Annotated in this window: 18 protein-coding genes and 1 pseudogene; 4 read left to right on the forward strand and 15 right to left on the reverse strand. The window is 42.4% G+C overall.

What is annotated here, in order from left to right:
- Window positions 1-544 precede the first annotated feature (544 nt).
- A complete protein-coding gene (locus tag IQ242_RS03055) occupies window positions 545-784 on the forward strand; it encodes a DUF6737 family protein (protein WP_193958994.1) in 240 nt (79 codons plus the stop codon).
- Here IQ242_RS03055 and IQ242_RS03060 read toward each other — a convergent pair.
- From IQ242_RS03060 to IQ242_RS03095, 8 genes are all read right to left on the reverse strand, one after another.
- Window positions 749-3,049, reverse strand: coding sequence for an ATP-dependent helicase (locus tag IQ242_RS03060; protein WP_193958995.1), 2,301 nt, complete (start codon window positions 3,047-3,049; stop codon window positions 749-751). The two genes, IQ242_RS03055 and IQ242_RS03060, sit on opposite strands and share 36 nt — an antisense overlap.
- A gap of 332 nt (window positions 3,050-3,381) precedes the next feature.
- Window positions 3,382-4,356 carry a tRNA lysidine(34) synthetase TilS gene (tilS, locus tag IQ242_RS03065; protein ID WP_193958996.1) on the reverse strand — a complete coding sequence of 325 codons (975 nt, stop codon included), beginning with the start codon at window positions 4,354-4,356 and terminating at the stop codon, window positions 3,382-3,384.
- Window positions 4,357-4,516: 160 nt separating this feature from the next.
- Complete coding sequence (locus IQ242_RS03070; RefSeq protein ID WP_193958997.1) at window positions 4,517-4,666, reverse strand: hypothetical protein; 150 nt, start codon at window positions 4,664-4,666, stop codon at window positions 4,517-4,519.
- The gene (gene hemF / locus IQ242_RS03075; RefSeq protein WP_193958998.1) at window positions 4,654-5,676 is read right to left on the reverse strand and encodes an oxygen-dependent coproporphyrinogen oxidase; all 1,023 of its coding nucleotides are present in this window, start codon (window positions 5,674-5,676) and stop codon (window positions 4,654-4,656) included. The genes IQ242_RS03070 and hemF overlap by 13 nt, the downstream gene beginning before the upstream one ends.
- Before the next feature lie 283 nt (window positions 5,677-5,959).
- Complete coding sequence (locus IQ242_RS03080) at window positions 5,960-6,748, reverse strand: ion transporter (protein WP_193958999.1); 789 nt, start codon at window positions 6,746-6,748, stop codon at window positions 5,960-5,962.
- A 93-nt stretch (window positions 6,749-6,841) separates the two neighbouring features.
- Window positions 6,842-7,759 carry an NAD(+) kinase gene (locus IQ242_RS03085; protein ID WP_002765357.1) on the reverse strand — a complete coding sequence of 306 codons (918 nt, stop codon included), beginning with the start codon at window positions 7,757-7,759 and terminating at the stop codon, window positions 6,842-6,844.
- A 23-nt stretch (window positions 7,760-7,782) separates the two neighbouring features.
- Window positions 7,783-8,760, reverse strand: a complete 978-nt coding sequence (locus IQ242_RS03090) for an SDR family oxidoreductase (RefSeq protein WP_002765356.1) — start codon at window positions 8,758-8,760, stop codon at window positions 7,783-7,785.
- Between the two features lie 64 nt (window positions 8,761-8,824).
- On the reverse strand, window positions 8,825-9,712 hold the full coding sequence (locus IQ242_RS03095; RefSeq protein ID WP_193959000.1) for an LD-carboxypeptidase: 888 nt from the start codon (window positions 9,710-9,712) through the stop codon (window positions 8,825-8,827).
- 58 nt (window positions 9,713-9,770) lie between these two features.
- On the opposite strand from IQ242_RS03095, the pseudogene IQ242_RS03100 reads away from it, so the two are divergent.
- Window positions 9,771-10,714 (forward strand): annotated as a pseudogene (locus IQ242_RS03100) (DUF2887 domain-containing protein).
- A 542-nt stretch (window positions 10,715-11,256) separates the two neighbouring features.
- Here IQ242_RS03100 and IQ242_RS03105 read toward each other — a convergent pair.
- From IQ242_RS03105 to trxA, 7 genes are all read right to left on the reverse strand, one after another.
- Entirely contained in the window at window positions 11,257-11,715 is a 459-nt protein-coding gene (locus IQ242_RS03105) for a cupin domain-containing protein (RefSeq protein WP_002758047.1), read from the reverse strand.
- A 48-nt stretch (window positions 11,716-11,763) separates the two neighbouring features.
- The gene (folP, locus tag IQ242_RS03110; protein WP_193959001.1) at window positions 11,764-12,606 is read right to left on the reverse strand and encodes a dihydropteroate synthase; all 843 of its coding nucleotides are present in this window, start codon (window positions 12,604-12,606) and stop codon (window positions 11,764-11,766) included.
- 233 nt (window positions 12,607-12,839) lie between these two features.
- Window positions 12,840-13,637, reverse strand: a complete 798-nt coding sequence (locus IQ242_RS03115) for a hypothetical protein (RefSeq protein WP_193959002.1) — start codon at window positions 13,635-13,637, stop codon at window positions 12,840-12,842.
- Between the two features lie 156 nt (window positions 13,638-13,793).
- A complete protein-coding gene (locus tag IQ242_RS03120; protein WP_002758055.1) occupies window positions 13,794-14,453 on the reverse strand; it encodes a hypothetical protein in 660 nt (219 codons plus the stop codon).
- A 36-nt stretch (window positions 14,454-14,489) separates the two neighbouring features.
- Window positions 14,490-14,963 carry a pantetheine-phosphate adenylyltransferase gene (gene coaD / locus IQ242_RS03125; protein ID WP_002758057.1) on the reverse strand — a complete coding sequence of 158 codons (474 nt, stop codon included), beginning with the start codon at window positions 14,961-14,963 and terminating at the stop codon, window positions 14,490-14,492.
- Window positions 14,960-15,244 carry a DUF427 domain-containing protein gene (locus tag IQ242_RS03130; RefSeq protein ID WP_002750041.1) on the reverse strand — a complete coding sequence of 95 codons (285 nt, stop codon included), beginning with the start codon at window positions 15,242-15,244 and terminating at the stop codon, window positions 14,960-14,962. Before IQ242_RS03130 ends, coaD begins: the two co-directional genes overlap by 4 nt.
- Before the next feature lie 33 nt (window positions 15,245-15,277).
- Window positions 15,278-15,595, reverse strand: a complete 318-nt coding sequence (gene trxA, locus IQ242_RS03135) for a thioredoxin (RefSeq protein WP_002765348.1) — start codon at window positions 15,593-15,595, stop codon at window positions 15,278-15,280.
- Window positions 15,596-15,921: 326 nt separating this feature from the next.
- On the opposite strand from trxA, the gene map reads away from it, so the two are divergent.
- Together map and IQ242_RS03145 are read left to right on the forward strand one after the other, a co-directional pair.
- Entirely contained in the window at window positions 15,922-16,767 is an 846-nt protein-coding gene (map, locus tag IQ242_RS03140) for a type I methionyl aminopeptidase (RefSeq protein ID WP_193959003.1), read from the forward strand.
- Between the two features lie 90 nt (window positions 16,768-16,857).
- Complete coding sequence (locus IQ242_RS03145; protein WP_002776463.1) at window positions 16,858-17,259, forward strand: universal stress protein; 402 nt, start codon at window positions 16,858-16,860, stop codon at window positions 17,257-17,259.
- The last annotated feature ends 217 nt before the right edge of the window (window positions 17,260-17,476 follow it).

The following is a 17,476-nucleotide window of genomic DNA, read 5'->3' on the forward strand; positions in this document are numbered from 1 at the left end:
GCCTTGAATACAGGTTCCTTGTAGGTTCAAAAATTTGTCAAGTATCATAAGTAAAATAATCTCGTTTTTGGCTATTATATCAAATCTTAACTCAATTGTCTATCTTTTGGTATTAACCTGTTTGTGCCTTAAGTCCTTTCCTGTATGAATTTCAGCTACTTTTGAGCGTAGTTGCTCTCATCGAATTTTATTTTAAGTTAATTATTTGCATAACAATTCCCGAAGAGCCATTAGGGTTTGCTGAAAAAGTTTGTTGGTGGGGTCAGGAGTCAGGAGTCAGTAGCCAGTCGTCAGTAGCCGGTCGTTTCAGGCTTTGTTGCCCTTCTTTTTTGTACCAGTCTATGTACTATAAAAAAATAATGCAAGGTTTTTGAATGTCCCAATCCTATATTCTTGCACTAATATAGGATTTTAACAGGTCAAAAGCCTTATTTTAAAAGGGTTTTACCATTATTCAGCAAGCCCTAATTACCCAAAATTATAGCAGTGATCTGAATAGTCAGGTACGATAAAATCAAGTTAGTAAATTACCGAACCTTAACCAATGTCTAACTCGAAATCCGATAACGTTTGGAATCACAAACCCCGTTGGTGTCAACCTTGGTCGATTTTGTTGACAGGAATTACCCTGATTGCTGGCTGTTGGTTTTTAACTCAGCGTCTCTGGTTAACCCTACTCCTATCTATTCCTATACTCCTCTGGTGGTTTGTCTTCCTAATTCTTTATCCGCGAACGATGCAGCAACAGTTAAACACAGAAAGAATCGGGGAAAGCATTGATTAAAACAGGAAAGACAGGACAGGGATTTTTATCCTGTAATTGACTACTTTCATCTCCGCGAAAAGTGTTCCAACGAAAAGGAGCTTTTTTTTCACTCGACATCCATAAAAGTCTTTTTGCTCGCGTCATCGCTACATACAAAAGTCGGTATTCTTCAGCTTTTTTAAGTTGTCCAGCTTCTAACCAAGCGCTTAAAGGTGGGGAAATAATTGGTATGCTGTCGGGGTTTAAATACCGTTGATGAACCGCTGCTCGAATTTGCGCTCGTGCCACTTCTGCGAGGGTAAAATCTCCCAAAAATTTTGCCCCATTGGGAACCCAAGGTTTGCCCGGGATAATATCTTCGTGAAGAAAGGGAATAAAAACATAATCCCAGTCTAAACCCTTGGCTTTGTGCATAGTAATAATCGTCAGTTGTCCAGGACGAGTATAACAATCGTCGTTATCTTCTTCCACTCCTTCAAAGCGCTCAGAGGCGATAATTTCATTAAGAGTATTAATTGTATTTTTTAGAGAACTATTACCAGCAGTTTCCTGATAAATACGGGCGGTTAATTTTTGCAAAGTGGCTAATTCTGACCCCGAATATTGGAGAGTCATAGCGAAAAAAGACAGGAGTTGATAATGGGGTAATTCTAATCTAGCTTTTAGTAAACTGCAACAATAACGACGGGCAATTTTTTCGTTAGATTTGAGTTCAGTATCGAGGGGAGTGGGATAAAGAAATTGTTCGGGATAGGTAACTAAAGGATTTAAGTCTTGGGCAGTAATTAAACCCCTAAATTGCAGCACTTCTAAGGCCCCTTTAAGATAATCAGGAGAGTGGGGACGTTCGACAAAAGCTAATATTTTCAGCATTTCGACGGGAATTTGAGAAAAGCGATCAATCTCGTTAGCTTCAAAAATTCTGATTTGATAACTTTTATAAAAATGGGCGAATTTTTGAGCAAAAAAGTGTCCTTGTCGATTTTCTCTAACGAGGATAGCCGCATTATGTTGAGGGTTTTCTTGGAGTAATTTAACTAGACGTTTTTCAATTAATTCTACTGTTTGATAAATGTCATCGGGTTGATAAATTTCTAATCCTTTTCCCTCCTTGATTGGATTAGGTTGGGGATCTTCAGCACCGACGGGAAGAATCGCTTGAACCCGAAAAGGAGCCTCGGTAACTTTATGATTATCTTTTCCCTGTTTCCAATCTCGATCGACCCATTGTAACACTAAATTAGCAGCTTCAATAATTTTAGTATTGCTGCGACCTGCTTGGTTCATAGTCGATAAATTGCCTTCGTTTTGACAACTTTCACAAAACCAATTAAAGTAAACAGGATCGGCGGGGGTAAAGGTAGAATTAATCGCTTGATTGGGATCGCCGACGCGAATTAAATTAGGTATTTCCCCGTCATTATTTTTTGCTAAAATAGTAATTAGTTTTTCTTGGAGAGGACTAGAATCCTGTGCCTCATCTTCAAAGACTCCAAAGACAGATTTTTGCCATTGTCGGCGAATTTTTTCTTCCTCTAATACTCGCAAGGCTCCTAAAATCATGTCATCATAATCTATATAGTTTTTCTGACGCATCAGGATTTCATACTGTTGGTACAAACCACTAGCCATAGCGAGAATTTGATAATTGTCGTCGGTATAGTGGCTTAATTCCCAGACTTGCTGCGGTGATAATCCCGAACTTTTTAGCTCATGAATGGCCGCATAAGCAAGACTAGGTAAAATTTCGGTTCTCAGCACCGATTGACGGCGTAATCTTTCGGTTTCTTCCCCATCAAATTCCACTCCTTCTAATAACTTTTGATAACGAATTGGATCGGCAATTAGCCATTTTTCCACCGAGTTTCTAATAATTCTGTGGCTAGGAGTCGGAATAACTAAGGTAGAATATTCGAGGTCTAATGCCGATAATTCTGGGTAACGACGGGCCAATTGTAGGGCCAGTCCGTGCAGAGTTTGGACGCTGAAACCTTGAGCAGAAAGCTGTAAATCTTGCAAGCGTTGTTTAATTTTAGCTTTAATACTAGCGGCAGCTGAGCGGGTGTAGGTGACAATAATTAACTGTTTTTTAGCGTGCAGTTGCTCACGAGCAATAACCATAGCGGCAGCTACGGCCAAACTGTGAGATTTCCCCGCCCCCGGCACCGCAGAAATGGCCATTTTTCCCCCTTGCCAATCGGCTAATTCCTGTTGTCCTGCGCGCAGTTGTTGCCGGAGATTTACCAGTAAATTTTCTCGATTAATTACTTTAGTTTCGCTCATTATGCCACGCCAATTTTATTTTTAGTTTAATTCTATTACTATTTTAGTTTCTTCTTAAACCAATTGCTGTAAAAGTTAGCTAGAGATAACTAGAATGGGGAGATGGGTTTTTTCAGTGAACAGTAAACAGTAAGCAGTAATCAGTGAAAAGAAAGTAGCGAAGGGCGTTGGGTTTCATGCTTCAACCCAACCTACGTTCATCTTATATTTAATTCCACCCACCCACTTAATCAGTGAAAAGAAAGTTTTCACCTAACACTGTCCACTTAAAACTGTAATCTGATAACTGATCAGTGATCACTGATCACTGATAACTGATAACTGATCACTGATCACTGATAACTGATATGTAGCCAATTTTGTTGTACTTCTACCCGAATTTTGCCGGTTAAGGAGGAAGTGGCATCGCGATTAACACCAGTAATGAGATTAACCACTGACTCAACTTCGGCAAAATTAGGCGATGAGGGTAAATATTGAGCTAAAAATAAACGAATCACTCGTCTTTGTATCGCTAGAGGTAGAATTTGTAAAGGGGAGCGATCGAGTCTTTTTTGATCTAGATCAATAACCTGACGAAAAATATCCCGGGCAATACTATCTAAATAATCGCTTTCTGCTTCCAAAATTTCGGCAGTTTGGGCGAGATGTTTTTCGATTTGGGGATTTAAATTCGTTTGCAGGTAGGGTAATAATTCCTGACGGATACGATTGCGAGCATAGCGTAAATTTTCATTAGCTCGATCGTACCAGATCGGTAATTCTCGACTTTGACAAAAAGCGAAAGTTTCCCCGCGAGTAACATTTAAGAGGGGACGGACTAAAAAAATATCTGGGGTTAAACTTGTCAACCAAGTTAAGGCAGAAAGTCCATCACTACCGGCCCCGCGCATGAGATTATAAAGGAAAGTTTCCGCTCGATCGCTCCTCGTGTGTGCCGTGAGAAGATAATTAAAACCTTGTTCTTGGGCGATTGTTTGTAAAGCTTGATAACGCCATTGTCGGGCCTTGGCTTCCGTTTCCGCCATGGGGGGTGCGGTGGCAATATAAACGGGTAATTGCCAAATTTCGGCGATTTTCTGCACATGAGCCACTAATCCTCGGTCGCAGAACCAACGGTGATCACAATGAGCGATCGCTAGTTGCCAACCCCAACGAGAGCGCAAATCCAGCAATAATTGACCCAAACAGAGGGAATCCTGACCTGCCGATAATGCCACTAACAGAGACGCATTTTTAGGTAGTAATTGTCCCTTTTTCACCGTGGTTTCCAGACGAGTATGGAGAGGTGTCCAAAAATTAGCCAAAATTTTTAGATTTATTTACTTGACAAGGGTGTGGGAAGTATTTTCAGTGAACAGTGAACAGTAATCAGTGATCAGTAAACAGTGATCAGTAAACAGTAAAAAGACAGTAGGAAACTGCTATTTAATACTGCTCACTTAATACATAATACTCACTTAAAACTCAAATCTGATAACTGATAACTGATAACTGATAACTGATAACTGATAACTGATAACTGATAACTGATAACTGATAACTGATAACTGATAACTGATAACTGATAACTGATAACTGATAACTGATAACTGATAACTGATTTAACCTTGCCAATTAACCCAATCTTGGGGTTTTAGGAAGACATCATAGAGTTTTGCTTCTGGGGTGTTTGGTGCAGGTTGATAACAGTATTCCCAACGGACTAAAGGAGGTAAAGACATCAAAATTGATTCGGTACGACCGTTAGTTTGCAACCCAAAAATTGTGCCACGATCATAAACTAAATTAAATTCTACATAACGACCGCGACGATAGAGTTGAAACTGACGTTCTCTGTCACCGTATTCCGTCGAGCGCCGTTTCTGGACAATGGGAACATAAGCGGGTAGAAAAGCCCGGCCACAGTCATTAATGAAACTAAAAATTTCTTCCCAGTTGCGGGGTTGTTGGGGAGATAATTTTTCTGAATAGATAGCGGCATCACTTTCGGCAAAAGGACCCCGATAGAGAGGGTCTAAACCGTCTTGGTAATCAAAGAAAATCCCGCCGATACCTCTGGCTTCCTGACGATGATTGAGATAAAAATATTCATCACACCAGCGTTTAAAAACGGGATAATATTCGGGATGATGTTGGTCGCAAACCTGTTTAAAAGTGCGGTGAAAATGACTAGCATCCTCTTCAAAAGCATAGTAGGGAGTTAAATCGGCACCACCGCCAAACCACCAAACTGGACCTGCTTCAAAATAGCGATAATTGAGGTGAACCGTGGCAATATAAGGATTGCGAGGATGTAAGACCATCGAGGTTCCCGTGGCATAAAATTGATGACCAGCAGCCTCGGGCCTTTGTTTAGCAATGCTAGGAGGTAATTCTTTCCCCCAAACTTCCGAAAAATTCACCCCTGCTTGTTCAAAAATTGCCCCTTCCCGCAAAACTCGCGAACGTCCGCCGCCACCTTCGGGCCGTTGCCAACTATCTTCGATAAATTTTGCTTGTCCATCCACTTCTTCTAATCCCTGACAAATTTCATCCTGTAGGGATTTCATGAATTCACTGACGCGGCTACGGCTGTCACTGGCGGGCAAATTGGCAAGGGTGGGGGTTGTGGTGAATGCAGTCATACTCAAGGATCAAAGTTGATAACTCAGTGATTATATTACTACTGGGTGATGAAACGGCCGCTCTTCGATACTTAACTTAACATTTAGACGGATTGGGAGCAGGGAGCAGGGAGCAGGAAGTGGCAAGTGGCAGGTGGCAAGTGGCAAGTGGCAAGTGGGGAAATTGAACTAAAACCCCAAAACCCCAAAATCTAAAACCTGTCTCCTGAATACTGACTCCTGAATACTGACTCCTGAATACTGACTCCTGAATACTGACTCCTCAATTTCGCCCGAATTAGTCTCAATCAGGTTTTTTTAAGAGTTCTGCCCCACAGTTTTTACAAAAATTGGCATCTATATCGTGACGGGGTAAACCACAATCTGGACAAGGATAATCAATTTGAGTGCCAGATTTTAATAGTTGTTTAGTCAGAGCGCTAATCTGCAAGGGAATTAACAAAACTCCCGTTAAAATCATTAAAACTGTCACCATTTTGCCCCCATCGGAAAGGGGAGTTACATCCCCAAATCCCACGGTAGTCATAGTCACAATGGCGAAGTAAAAAGCATCAAAAAATGTCCGATAGACTTGAGGATTAATCGGGTGTTCGATCTGATAAATTAAACCCGCATAAACAAAAATAATCGAGAATAGAGTTAGTAATATGCGAGTAAATACTATCTGATCGGAAGTTTTAATTTGAAAAATAGAAAGATCGGAACCAAAAAAACGAATCACTCGCAAAATTCTAAACCAGCGAAAAATTCTAAAAAACCTAATATCAAAAAAACCAAAGAATAGGGGCAGAATTGACAATAAATCTAGGATCGAAAAAATATTAAAAACAAAGCCTAGTTTTGATTCCGCACACCAAAACCGAATTAAATACTCTAGGGAAAATAAGCTTAAAATTCCCCAATCAAGCTGACGTAACCACATTTGCCAAGTGGCGGATAAGGGATAGGTTTGAGCCACATAAATCCCCAACGAGAGTAAAATTAATGCTAGGATAAGCAGATTTACCGTCAGTCCGATCGCCGTGGTGACATCCTCTAAATAAAAAGCTATTTTGGCACGAAAAGAGAGCATAAATTCAGCGATCAGTAAACAGTAATCAGTAATCAGTCAACTGAAAACTCACATCTGATAACTGATAACTGATAACTGATAACTGATAACTGATTAAGGTAATTCCACCGAAGTTGGTTTAGCAATATGAGGCAAACCCCAACCCAATTTTTCCCGGAGGATGCGGAAGAATTCCGTCGATTGCAGACGAATAAAATGGACTTGGTGGGGCGATTTCTGCACATTAATTCGATCTTCTGGCAAGATATAAGAACCGCCATTACCGTCCACTACCATCACCATCCGATTAGCAGTTGCTGGGAAAATATTTACAGTTTCCTTGTCAGAAAATACCAAGGACCTGGAAGCTAAAGAATGGGGACAAATGGGAGCTAATTGTAATACCGGCACATCGGGAGTTATTACTGGGCCACCGGCACTGAGAGCATAGGCAGTAGAACCCGTGGGAGTGGAGAGAATCACCCCATCGGCAGCGATATCGACGGGTGCGTGTTCACCAATTTGAATCTCAAAATGACACATACTGGTGAGGGGTTCCCGGTGGACGACCACCTCATTGAGAGAAAGTGCCTCCCAGAGGAGGGTATCTTCGCGAAACAGTCGCACCGTGATCATCGAGCGATTTTCGAGGGTGTATTTCCCCTCTAGAACCAGTTCTAAGGCGGGTTCAAGCTGATTTAGGTAAATTTCGGTCAAAAAGCCCATGTGTCCCGTATTGACCGTTAACAGGGGCAAATTGAGGGTGGCCAACTGCCGGGCCGCCGATAGGACTGTACCATCGCCACCCAAGACGATCGCAAAACTTAAATCTTGCTCGAAGTGGGGGGGGACTAACTGATCGATCGGGGTAAAACAAACGGGACGAGAGGGTTTAGAATGGCCTAGCAGACCACCGCTGCCGGTAGCCATAAACACCTGCCAACCTAAAGAAAGTAGCTGATCTTGTATCTGATGGGCTGTTTTACAAGCGATAGGCTTAATATCGTTGTAAATAATGCCGATTTTGGGCATTGACAAATTTTCCTACTGCTGGTTCACGCTTTCTTTTTGAAAGGGGTTTTCTTCTTCTTCTGAGCTTTTTGTTTCTCGAAGTCGATTTCCTTGAGCTTCTTGAGAATGCGGCTAAAGTATTCTTGTAAATAGGATTCTAAAGTAGTTGTTTGACTCGGATCAAGGCCAAATACTTGATAAACTTCTGCCATTGGGGCATCAAGAGCTTGACCACTAGCGAGAACTTCCGCAAAAGCTAGTCGGTCAGATATATTATAAGTCCACTGGAAACAACGGCTTATTCCTCGCATAAAACGCAGTAATCCCATGGGTAAACGCCAAATTTTCCCCTCTTTACCCGATAGGCGTTCGCAAACTTCGATAATTTCTTCAGCTTTCCAAGCTTTGCTGCCCACCACGGGATAGGATTGACCGACGGTTTCGGGGACTTCTAGGGCGCGAACGGCGAATTTAGCGATATCTTGGGTGTCCATGTAGGCGATCGCTGTACTTTCTCCCGTGATCCAGACGGTTTGATTATCTAACATCGGGATGGCGTATTGACCGATTAAACCCTGCATAAAGCCACAGGGACGGAGAATTGTATATTTTAAACCCGATTCTGCTAGAAATTTCTCGGTGCAGCGTTTTATCTCCATCAAAGGCACGTTGGGATATTTTTCGGCATTGAGAATCGAGAAGAAAATAAAGCGATCTACTCCGGCGGTTTTGGCCGCTTGAATCAGATTAACTTTACCATCCCAATCCACCTGTTTAATGCTGGCTGAGTCCGTCGCCCGGGCAGTAGCGGCATCGATCACCGCGTCCATTCCCTCTAAAGCAGCAATAATCGTACTTTTATCCCGTAGGGTTCCCCCGACTAATTCCGCGCCCCATTCCTTCAAAAAAGCCGCTTTTCTCTGACTGCGTACTAAACAACGCACTTGATGTCCCTGATCGATGGCATGACGCACGATCTGTCGCCCTAGGGTTCCCGTCGCACCGACAACTAATACTTTCATCTATAATTAATTTTTTGTTACATTTGTTAACACTTCTCTAAGATAGTATCAAAAAAGTGGCTCATTAGGGATAGAAAAATTCTAAGATTCCCCGATCCCCGTCCAGTTCTACCATTGTTCCCACTGGTAAAGCGGCATTATCGCCATCATGACCGAAAGGTAACTCAGCAATAACCGCAATGCCTAAATCGCCCAAACGCTCTTTTAAGACTTCCTCTACGGTTTGGCTATCACTGCCGGGGGCTGCCAGACAACGGCTAAAACGACCGAGGGCAATGGCTTTAATTTGCGAGAAAATGCCCAGCATTCGCCACTGAGTTAACATTCGATCGATCCGGTAGGGGGCCTCGGTTACGTCCTCTAGGGCTAAAATTACCCCCTCTAGGGTGGGTTGAACCGAGGTTCCGAGGAGGTGGGTGGCTACGGTTAAATTAGCTGGTAATAAGCGTCCCCGCACTTTGCCCCCACCCCAACCTTGACCGACAAGAGGGGCTAAAGGACGACCTTCCAGAAGAGAAAAGAGGCGATCAATTGATTGGGGACTTTCTTGGGCTAAGGTGGTTAAAACTGGCCCGTGAACGCTACAAATGCCCTGTTTCGCTAAACTCCATAAAATCCCCGTCACGTCGGAAAAACCGATTAACCATTTCGGGTTAGTTTTTGCCCATGTCCAATTTTCTAAGAGGCGAGCGCTACCGTAACCCCCCCTAGCGCAGAGAATTGCTTGACAATCGGCATCTTGCCATGTTTGGGCTAAAGCTTGACGACGTTGCTCGTCGCTACCGGCGAGATAACCGAGACGATTAGCCCAATTCTCGCTAAATTCCACTTGATAACCCCTCGATCGCCAGATTTCTACGCCTTTTTCTAGGGCGGCTAATTCCTTGACGGCTCCACTGGTGGCCACCAGAGAAACTTTGGCACCGGGTTGCAGAAAGGATGGGATGATCATAGGTTAATTCTCTTTTGTTGGCGGATTAAGCGGAAATTACAGGTAATTTTGTGACAGCATGAAAACTGACAGCATATTCTATCGAATGTTTCTCGATTTTCCCGATTCGTTCTTTGAATTAATCGCTCAACCCGATGCTATCGTTAGCAATTATCGATTTACTTCCCAAGAAGTAAAACAACTAGCTTTCCGATTAGATGGTTTATTTTTGCCGCTCGATAATCTAGAAAATTCGCCCTTTTATCTGGTAGAAGTGCAGTTTCAAAAGGATGAAGACCTATATTATCGATTATTTTCGGAACTTTTCTTATATCTTAGACAGTATATAGCGGTGTGCAGTCGTATGAGGTACAGTGTCACGAGCTATAAACCATGCTAGGCAAAGCTTGGTCTGTATCTCACTCAAGCGCTTACCGCTATAAACCTGTGTCACCCTGGCAGATAGTTGTTATTTATCCTAGCCGAGAAATTGAGCGAGAACATCCCCAGCAATTTGCAGACTTGTTATCCTTGTCAAGGATTAAAAGAATCTATCTGGATGAATTGGCAAATGACGAGACTCCTTCCTTAGCGATCGCCCTGATCAAATTGGTCACTGAAAGTGAGAGTCAAGCTGTTAATTCTGCTAAGATTTTAATTAAACAGGCTCAAAGAGAAGTGAGCGATCGCTTAGTGCAGAAAAATGTCATTGATTTAATCGAAACGATAATCATTTATAAGTTACCCCAAAAAAGTCGAGAGGAAATTGAAGCTATGTTGGAACTACAAGACCTAAAACAAACTCGTTTCTATCAAGAAGCTTTTGGAGATGGCATTGAACGGGGAATTGAACAGGGAATTGAACGGGGAATTGAACAGGGAATTGAACAGGGAATAAACTTGCAAAAATTGAAAACAATTCCTCTACTGCAAGACCTCGGTTTAACCCCGCAACAAATCTCGGAACGCTTAGACTTGACTCTGGAAACAGTGCTTAACTATTTGGCACAACAGCAACAATGATCGATCCTGTTTAACAAGTCTAGAAAAGCAGCAATTGCTAAGTAGTGGGAAAATGAATAGTAGCGAATCAGTGACCTTTAACCTATCAGCGATAACTCGATGAATAACGACTTATTGACTTTTCTCTTTGGTGTTGCCCTTCTCATTCTCTATCTAGTTTTTTCAGCTTTAACCGAGATGGGAACAAAATGGCCTTGGACAAAAAAATAAGAGAAATACTTATAGAGGTTAATAAACATAAAATCGGGTCAGGGATTCGGTCATTGGAAAAATTCTAGAGATTTGCTATCTAAACAATTAACTCGATCGCTCTACTGATAAAATATGAAACTAATTGGTGATCTTTCCCCGAGCTTGGATTTATTCTTGTTGCTTTTTTTCTGGCATTGTCTCATCGGTGCCATTGCTACAATCATCGCTATCAATAAAGGCTATCCAAGATTAAATTGGCTAATCTTCGGACTTCTGGGAGGAACCTTTACCTTTTTTATCGCTCTTTTCCTGAAAAAAAAGCCCAAAATTTAAGGGATGATATTGCTTGATTATCCTTTAATAGTTCCCATCAACACCTCTAAATCTTCTGCGTCTAACTCCTCTGGGATACCATTGCGAATTAATTCCGAAAAATCCTCATTGGGAACCATAAAACATAGTGCATAAAGTCTTCCGTCCCCCACATTTCTAATCTCGTGAATACCCGTGGGACGGACTAATAAACTATCCCCCGGCCCCAGGGGAATCGGTTTACCATCACAGATAGCCATTCCCTCCCCTTTGAGGATAAAAAACATTTCTACGGCAAAATGATGACGATGGGTAGGGGTGCGACCGTGGGGATCGAAAATTTCCACACAGACGGTCAAGGAATCCCCCGCTACGGTAGAATCGAAGACGATCGCTAAACGATTCGTATCCCCAGCGCTAATGCGAAAAACTTGATAATCCCGGGGAGATCGAATCACGGGTAACATACAATGATCGCTGGTTAGTTGGCTATTCATCGCTAATTTCGATCGAACTGTGGATGATTCTAAGACTAGCAAAAATTTTCAACTTCGCTCGATTGCGTCCACCACTTTCCTCACATCTACGATCGCATCCACATCATGGACGCGCAGGATATCGGCCCCCTTAGCGATCGCTAAAGCACAGGCCGCCGCCGTTCCGAAAACTCGTTCTTTTGGGTCATCTTTGCCTGTAATCTCGCCAATAAAGCGTTTTCTCGACAATCCAATCAAAATAGGTAAATCTAAATCCCGAAATTGCTTTAATTCTCGCAATAACTCAAGATTTTGTGTCCCAGTTTTGGCGAAACCAATCCCCGGATCGATGATAATATTTTCCCTAGCAATACCCCACTGTAAAGCTTCGTTAATGCGATCCTGTAAAAATTCTTTAATTTCCTTGACTAAATCATCATAATGTGTTAATGATTGCATGGTTTGCGGATTGCCCCGCAGGTGCATGAGGATGATGGGAACGGCCAATTTAGCCACCGTAGGTAATAATAGGCGATCGAAGGTTCCCCCAGAAATATCATTGATCAAATCGGCCCCAGCGGCGATACCTTGGGCTGCTACAATCGCCCTAGTGGTATCTAGAGAGATAGGAATAGAACTTTGTTGTCGAATAGCGGTGATTACGGGGATAACTCGCGATAATTCTGCTTCTAGGCTAATTTCTTGCGCTCCCGGACGGGTGGATTGACCACCGATATCGATTATATCAGCCCCAGCCTCGATCATTTTCATCGCTTGTAGCAGGGCATTTTCAACATTGTCAAATTCTCCCCCATCACTAAAACTATCGGGAGTAACGTTTAAAACACCCATGATATAGGTGCGTTTTCCCCAAGCAAAAATATGTTCACGAATTGCCGTTAAGCTAGACATAATAATAGACCTCTTGTAAAAATCAAAAATTGTTGTTAGGATAGGAGTCAGTAGTCAGTAGAATTAAGAATGAATAATAATCAATTAAATGGTCTATTTACATATTTTATGCAATTTAATCCTTACTTTTGCCGTTTTTGAACCTTGACAAATTAATTATGCAAGAGGTTTAATAAATCCTGTAACTGATTACTGATTACTGATTACTGATTACTGATTACTGACGGTCATAGTTAATTTTTAGGTAGGGAAGAATCTTTTAATTCAACATAAGCTTGTACTTCTTCTTTCCAGAGTTGATATTTTTCTTGAATTAGTTGATATTGACTGGCAAAATCGAGGGGCCAATCAACGAGATTGCTATCGATATCGGATTGCACTAATTCCCGTTCGATCAGGGTTTCTCGGATAAATTTTAAACATTCTTGTCTCAAAGCTTCCGCTTGATCAATAATTAGCTGGACTTGATTAATTGCTTGATCGTACAATGGGGTTTGTGAATGAAAAATTTCGGAAGATGCGGCCAGATTTCGCAGTCTATGTAATTGATTTTTCTTTTCTACTAAACTAGCAATTTTCGGGTTAATTTCAAAAAGCAAGGTTTTCACCAGAGGAGCCAAGCGGCGAGTGTTAGTATAATCGTAGTTATTAAGATCTGATTTAATCAGGTGTACCTGTTGTAAATCGACGGTAATATCGTGGAATTGTATCTCGGTTTCGGTGATGGTGGGATGAATCGTTTTAACTTTCCAAGTAGTAATAGAAGTCAACTGCTGGCGATCACTATTAACCATTTGCCGCTCCATTTTCAGCACATCGAGGGGAATGCTATAAAGTTTTTTCTCAGGAATATAGATGACATCGCTACCGAGAATGCGATCGATTTTTGGACGACGATATAAATAATGATACAGGAATCGATAAAAGCTTTTACTGCCTTGAAATATCTGGACAAATAACCAAATTTTCCAGCTGAATAACCCGCTGAGAAAGCGTCCGAATAGATGGGAATTCGAGGAGGAGTTATTCATGAAATTCCGTTATCAGTTATCGGTGAGGAATCGGAGGTTTGGTTCTTTTCAGTGAGCGGTAAATAGTAAACAGTAATCAGGGATAAAGATAAAGATAACTAACTAATTAACTTAAAACTTACATCTGATAACTGATAACTGATAACTGATAACTGATTAAGGACGTTCTCCGGGTAGATTTTTTGACGATGTTGGTTTCGATCTTACCTGTTGACGACCGTTGCGAATAACTTGTAACATTTCCCCTAATTCTCGATCGAGATGTTCTAAAACGGCTTCGGCATAGTCGTCAGCGCCTTTTTGAATTTCGTGACATTCAGCTTGGGTTTTTTGTCGTAACTGTTGCACTTCCTGCAAGGTGCTGTGACGCATCTGTTCGATTTCATCGAGGGTTTGTTGTTGCAAGGATTCGCATTCCTGCTGAACCCGTTGACGAATTTGGGCCGCTTGCCGTTCTGCTTGTTGAATAATACCGGACTCATCGAGAATTTGGGCGGCTCTTTGTTGAGCGGAACGAAGGACTTGTTGAGCGTATTCCTCCGCTTTTGTGATAATTTCCTGTTCTTCCTGCAAAATTGCTAAAGCTTTCTGTACTGCTGGTGGCACGGTTTCATAGATGAGATCGATCTGTTCGGAAATCTGTCCCTCATCGATGATTGTCCAACGGGTGAGGGGGATATGGAAACTATCAAAAATCATCTCTTGCAGACGCGCCAGATCCTGATAGATATCGAAATCGACGGGTGGACTGGGAACCCCACTATTAGAAGTGTTAGGTACTGCTTTTCTGGGATCATTAGGTTCTCGGCGCGCCATAGGTTCAGATCGTCCTCATTACTGTATTTTAGTATGTTAGCTATAGTATGAGTAAATATCCCTAGAAACGTTTTCTGGGACTAGATGGGTGACAGAGCCACCGAATTGAGCGATTTCTTTAACCACGCTACTGCTTAAAAAACTATATTCTTTAGTGGTGGCTAAAAAAACCGTTTCGATTCCTTCCCAGAGAGTTTTATTGGTGTGTGCCATTTGCAGTTCTTTTTCAAAGTCTGAGAGAACCCGCAACCCCCGCAACAGCACCTTAGCACCTTTTAATCTGGCATATTCAACCGTCAATCCTGAAAAACTGTCTATCTCAACGTTTTTCAGGTGTTTTGTACAGTAACTGATCTGTTCTATGCGTTTTTCGACGGTAAACAGGGGGTTTTTATGGGGATTGCAGAGAACTGCCACGATTACTCGCTCGAATAGTGGCACACTGCGTTCGATAATATCTAAATGACCGAGTGTAACTGGATCGAAGCTGCCGGGGTAGATGGCGATCATTTCTCAACCTGCACACCTCGCCAAAAAGCGATATATCCTTTAATATTTTGGGCTTTTGGTTTAGGATCGGGATAATACCAAGCGGCATCTTTATTGTCCTGTCCATCTACCCTGAGAGTATAATAACTAGCCTCTCCTTTCCAAGAACAAATGGTATGGGTGTTACTGGGTTGAAAATATTCAGCTTTGATGGTATCGGGGGGAAAATAGTAGTTTCCCTCGACAATTTCGCAGTTATCGCTTTCCGCTACCACTGCACCATTCCAAATCGCCTTTGCCATGACACTAACTCCTAGTTCTGGTTCAAAATTATCTTACAACAGAGTTTGTAAATGTTGAACCAGTTGGTTAACCTGCACCACTCCCTCGATTCGATCGATCGGTTGACCATTTTTAAAGACTACTAAAGTGGGTAAGGCTTGAATACCGTACTTAGTGGCTAAATTGGGATATTTGTCTGTATCAATTTTGACAATTTGTAGGCGATTTTTGAAATACATTCCCGTTTGTTCTAGAATCGGAGCCATCATTTGACAAGGACCGCACCAAGTGGCATAGAAATCCACTAACACGGGAAGATTAGTGGTTTGCAACAGTTCCTGAAAACTGGAAAACTCTTTTTTGACTGCCATAAATTGTCACCTCGCTGGAACAATAGCCTTTTCCCTACTATAGCTTTTCTAGATGTTCCTTAGACCTCGTGCAAAAGTAAGTTCTCGATGTGCTATCGGCTCAAAATATCTTAAAACTCAGATAAATTTGCGATAATTTTCGGTTTTATGGCTAGTATAGTTGTCTCTTGTCTTTTTTATCCTCATCTCCCCACTCCCTACCTCCCCATTTCCTGTCTCGGAGTCTCCTATCTCCTCACCTAAGGGAAGATTTTTGATTTCTCCAGAGCAGTCATCGATCGCCGGGAAAATGCTAAGTTAAGTTAAAGACTCTGAGCCAACTGTCCATGAACATCCTAACCAAGCTGCTTTTTCCCGAAACTAAAACTCCAGAGCAAGTAGGTTCACCGCGAGTACAGAAAAGCCGCCGGGGAATCGAAACTAAATCCGCCGCAGAAATCGTTATTATGCGACAAGCAGGTAAAATTGCCGCCACAGTCCTCAAAGAAATTGCCGAGATCGCCCAACCCGGGATGACGACGGCGGATCTGGATGTCTATGCGGAAAAACGTATCCGCGCAATGGGTGCTACTCCCAGTTTTAAAGGTTATTATGGCTTTCCTGCCTCGATTTGTGCCTCCGTCGATAACGAAGTCGTTCACGGTATCCCTAGCGCGAAAAAACGCCTCAAAGCCGGTTCTGTGTTAAAGGTAGATACGGGGGCCTACTACCAAGGTTATCATGGGGATTCCTGTATCACGATCGCGATCGGTTCCGTCTCTCCCAAAGCCGAAAAATTAATCCGCGTGGCGGAAGAAGCTTTATATAAAGGCATAAATCAGGTAAAAGCTGGCAATTATCTGCTCGATATTGCAGGAGCGATCGAAGATCACGTTCAAGCTAACGGTTTCCAGGTGGTAGAAGATTTTACCGGCCATGGAGTCGGCAGAAATCTCCACGAAGAACCCTCGGTATTTAATTTTCGCACTAATGAGTTACCCAATGTCAAGCTCCGCGCCGGGATGACTCTGGCAATTGAACCAATTGTCAACGCGGGATCTAAACATACGAGAACTTTGCGCGATCGTTGGACGGTGGTGACGATGGATAATGCTCTCTCCGCTCAGTTTGAGCATACTGTCTTAGTAACCGCCACGGGGTACGAAATCTTAACCGATCGCAATAACCTATAAAATTGTCTATCTAGGCATAATGGCAGAATCAAAGATTTTTTGCTCCGGAATCTTAATTGAAAATTTATTTAGCGGCAGGATTTAGTCAAAATGTTTAAAAATATCGTTGTTGCCTTGGATTGTGGGGAATCATCCCATCGAGTCCTTCATGCTTTGAATTCCCTCTCTCTAACGGCAAATTCTTACATCATCATCACCCATATTCTCAGCAAGGAGGGAGACGAATCGGCAGTGGATCGCCCTCACCCCTCCCGTGAGATCATTGAAGATCAATTGCGCTGCTATCAATCCCAGATTGCTACCCCTAGTGAAATCGAGGTCATCTTTGGCGATCCAGCGGAGGAAATTATTCGTTTAGCTAATATCTATCAAGCTGATCTGATCGTGATCGGCAGCCGGGGATTAACGGGAGTTCAACGGGTGATCGAAGATTCTGTTAGTAGTCTCGTGGTGGCAGAAGCTACCTGTTCCGTATTGGTGGTAAAAGCATAGCAGCCAGCATTCAGCTAGAAAAGGTACTCTGGCAAGAGCGCCTAAGTAGGGTTTGCTGAATAAATCTAAAAACCTTGTTAGATAAGGCTTTTAGACTTTTTTGACCTCAAAAAGTGCTGACAATTGGAGTGATCGGGGGTAAAATTCCTTGACTTTTTCCCTGAAAAGTAGGTAACTGACTACCTCAAAATCGGTAAAACCCCACACCCCACACCCC

The organism is Microcystis sp. LEGE 08355, from assembly GCF_015207185.1.
Taxonomy (GTDB): domain Bacteria; phylum Cyanobacteriota; class Cyanobacteriia; order Cyanobacteriales; family Microcystaceae; genus Microcystis; species Microcystis panniformis.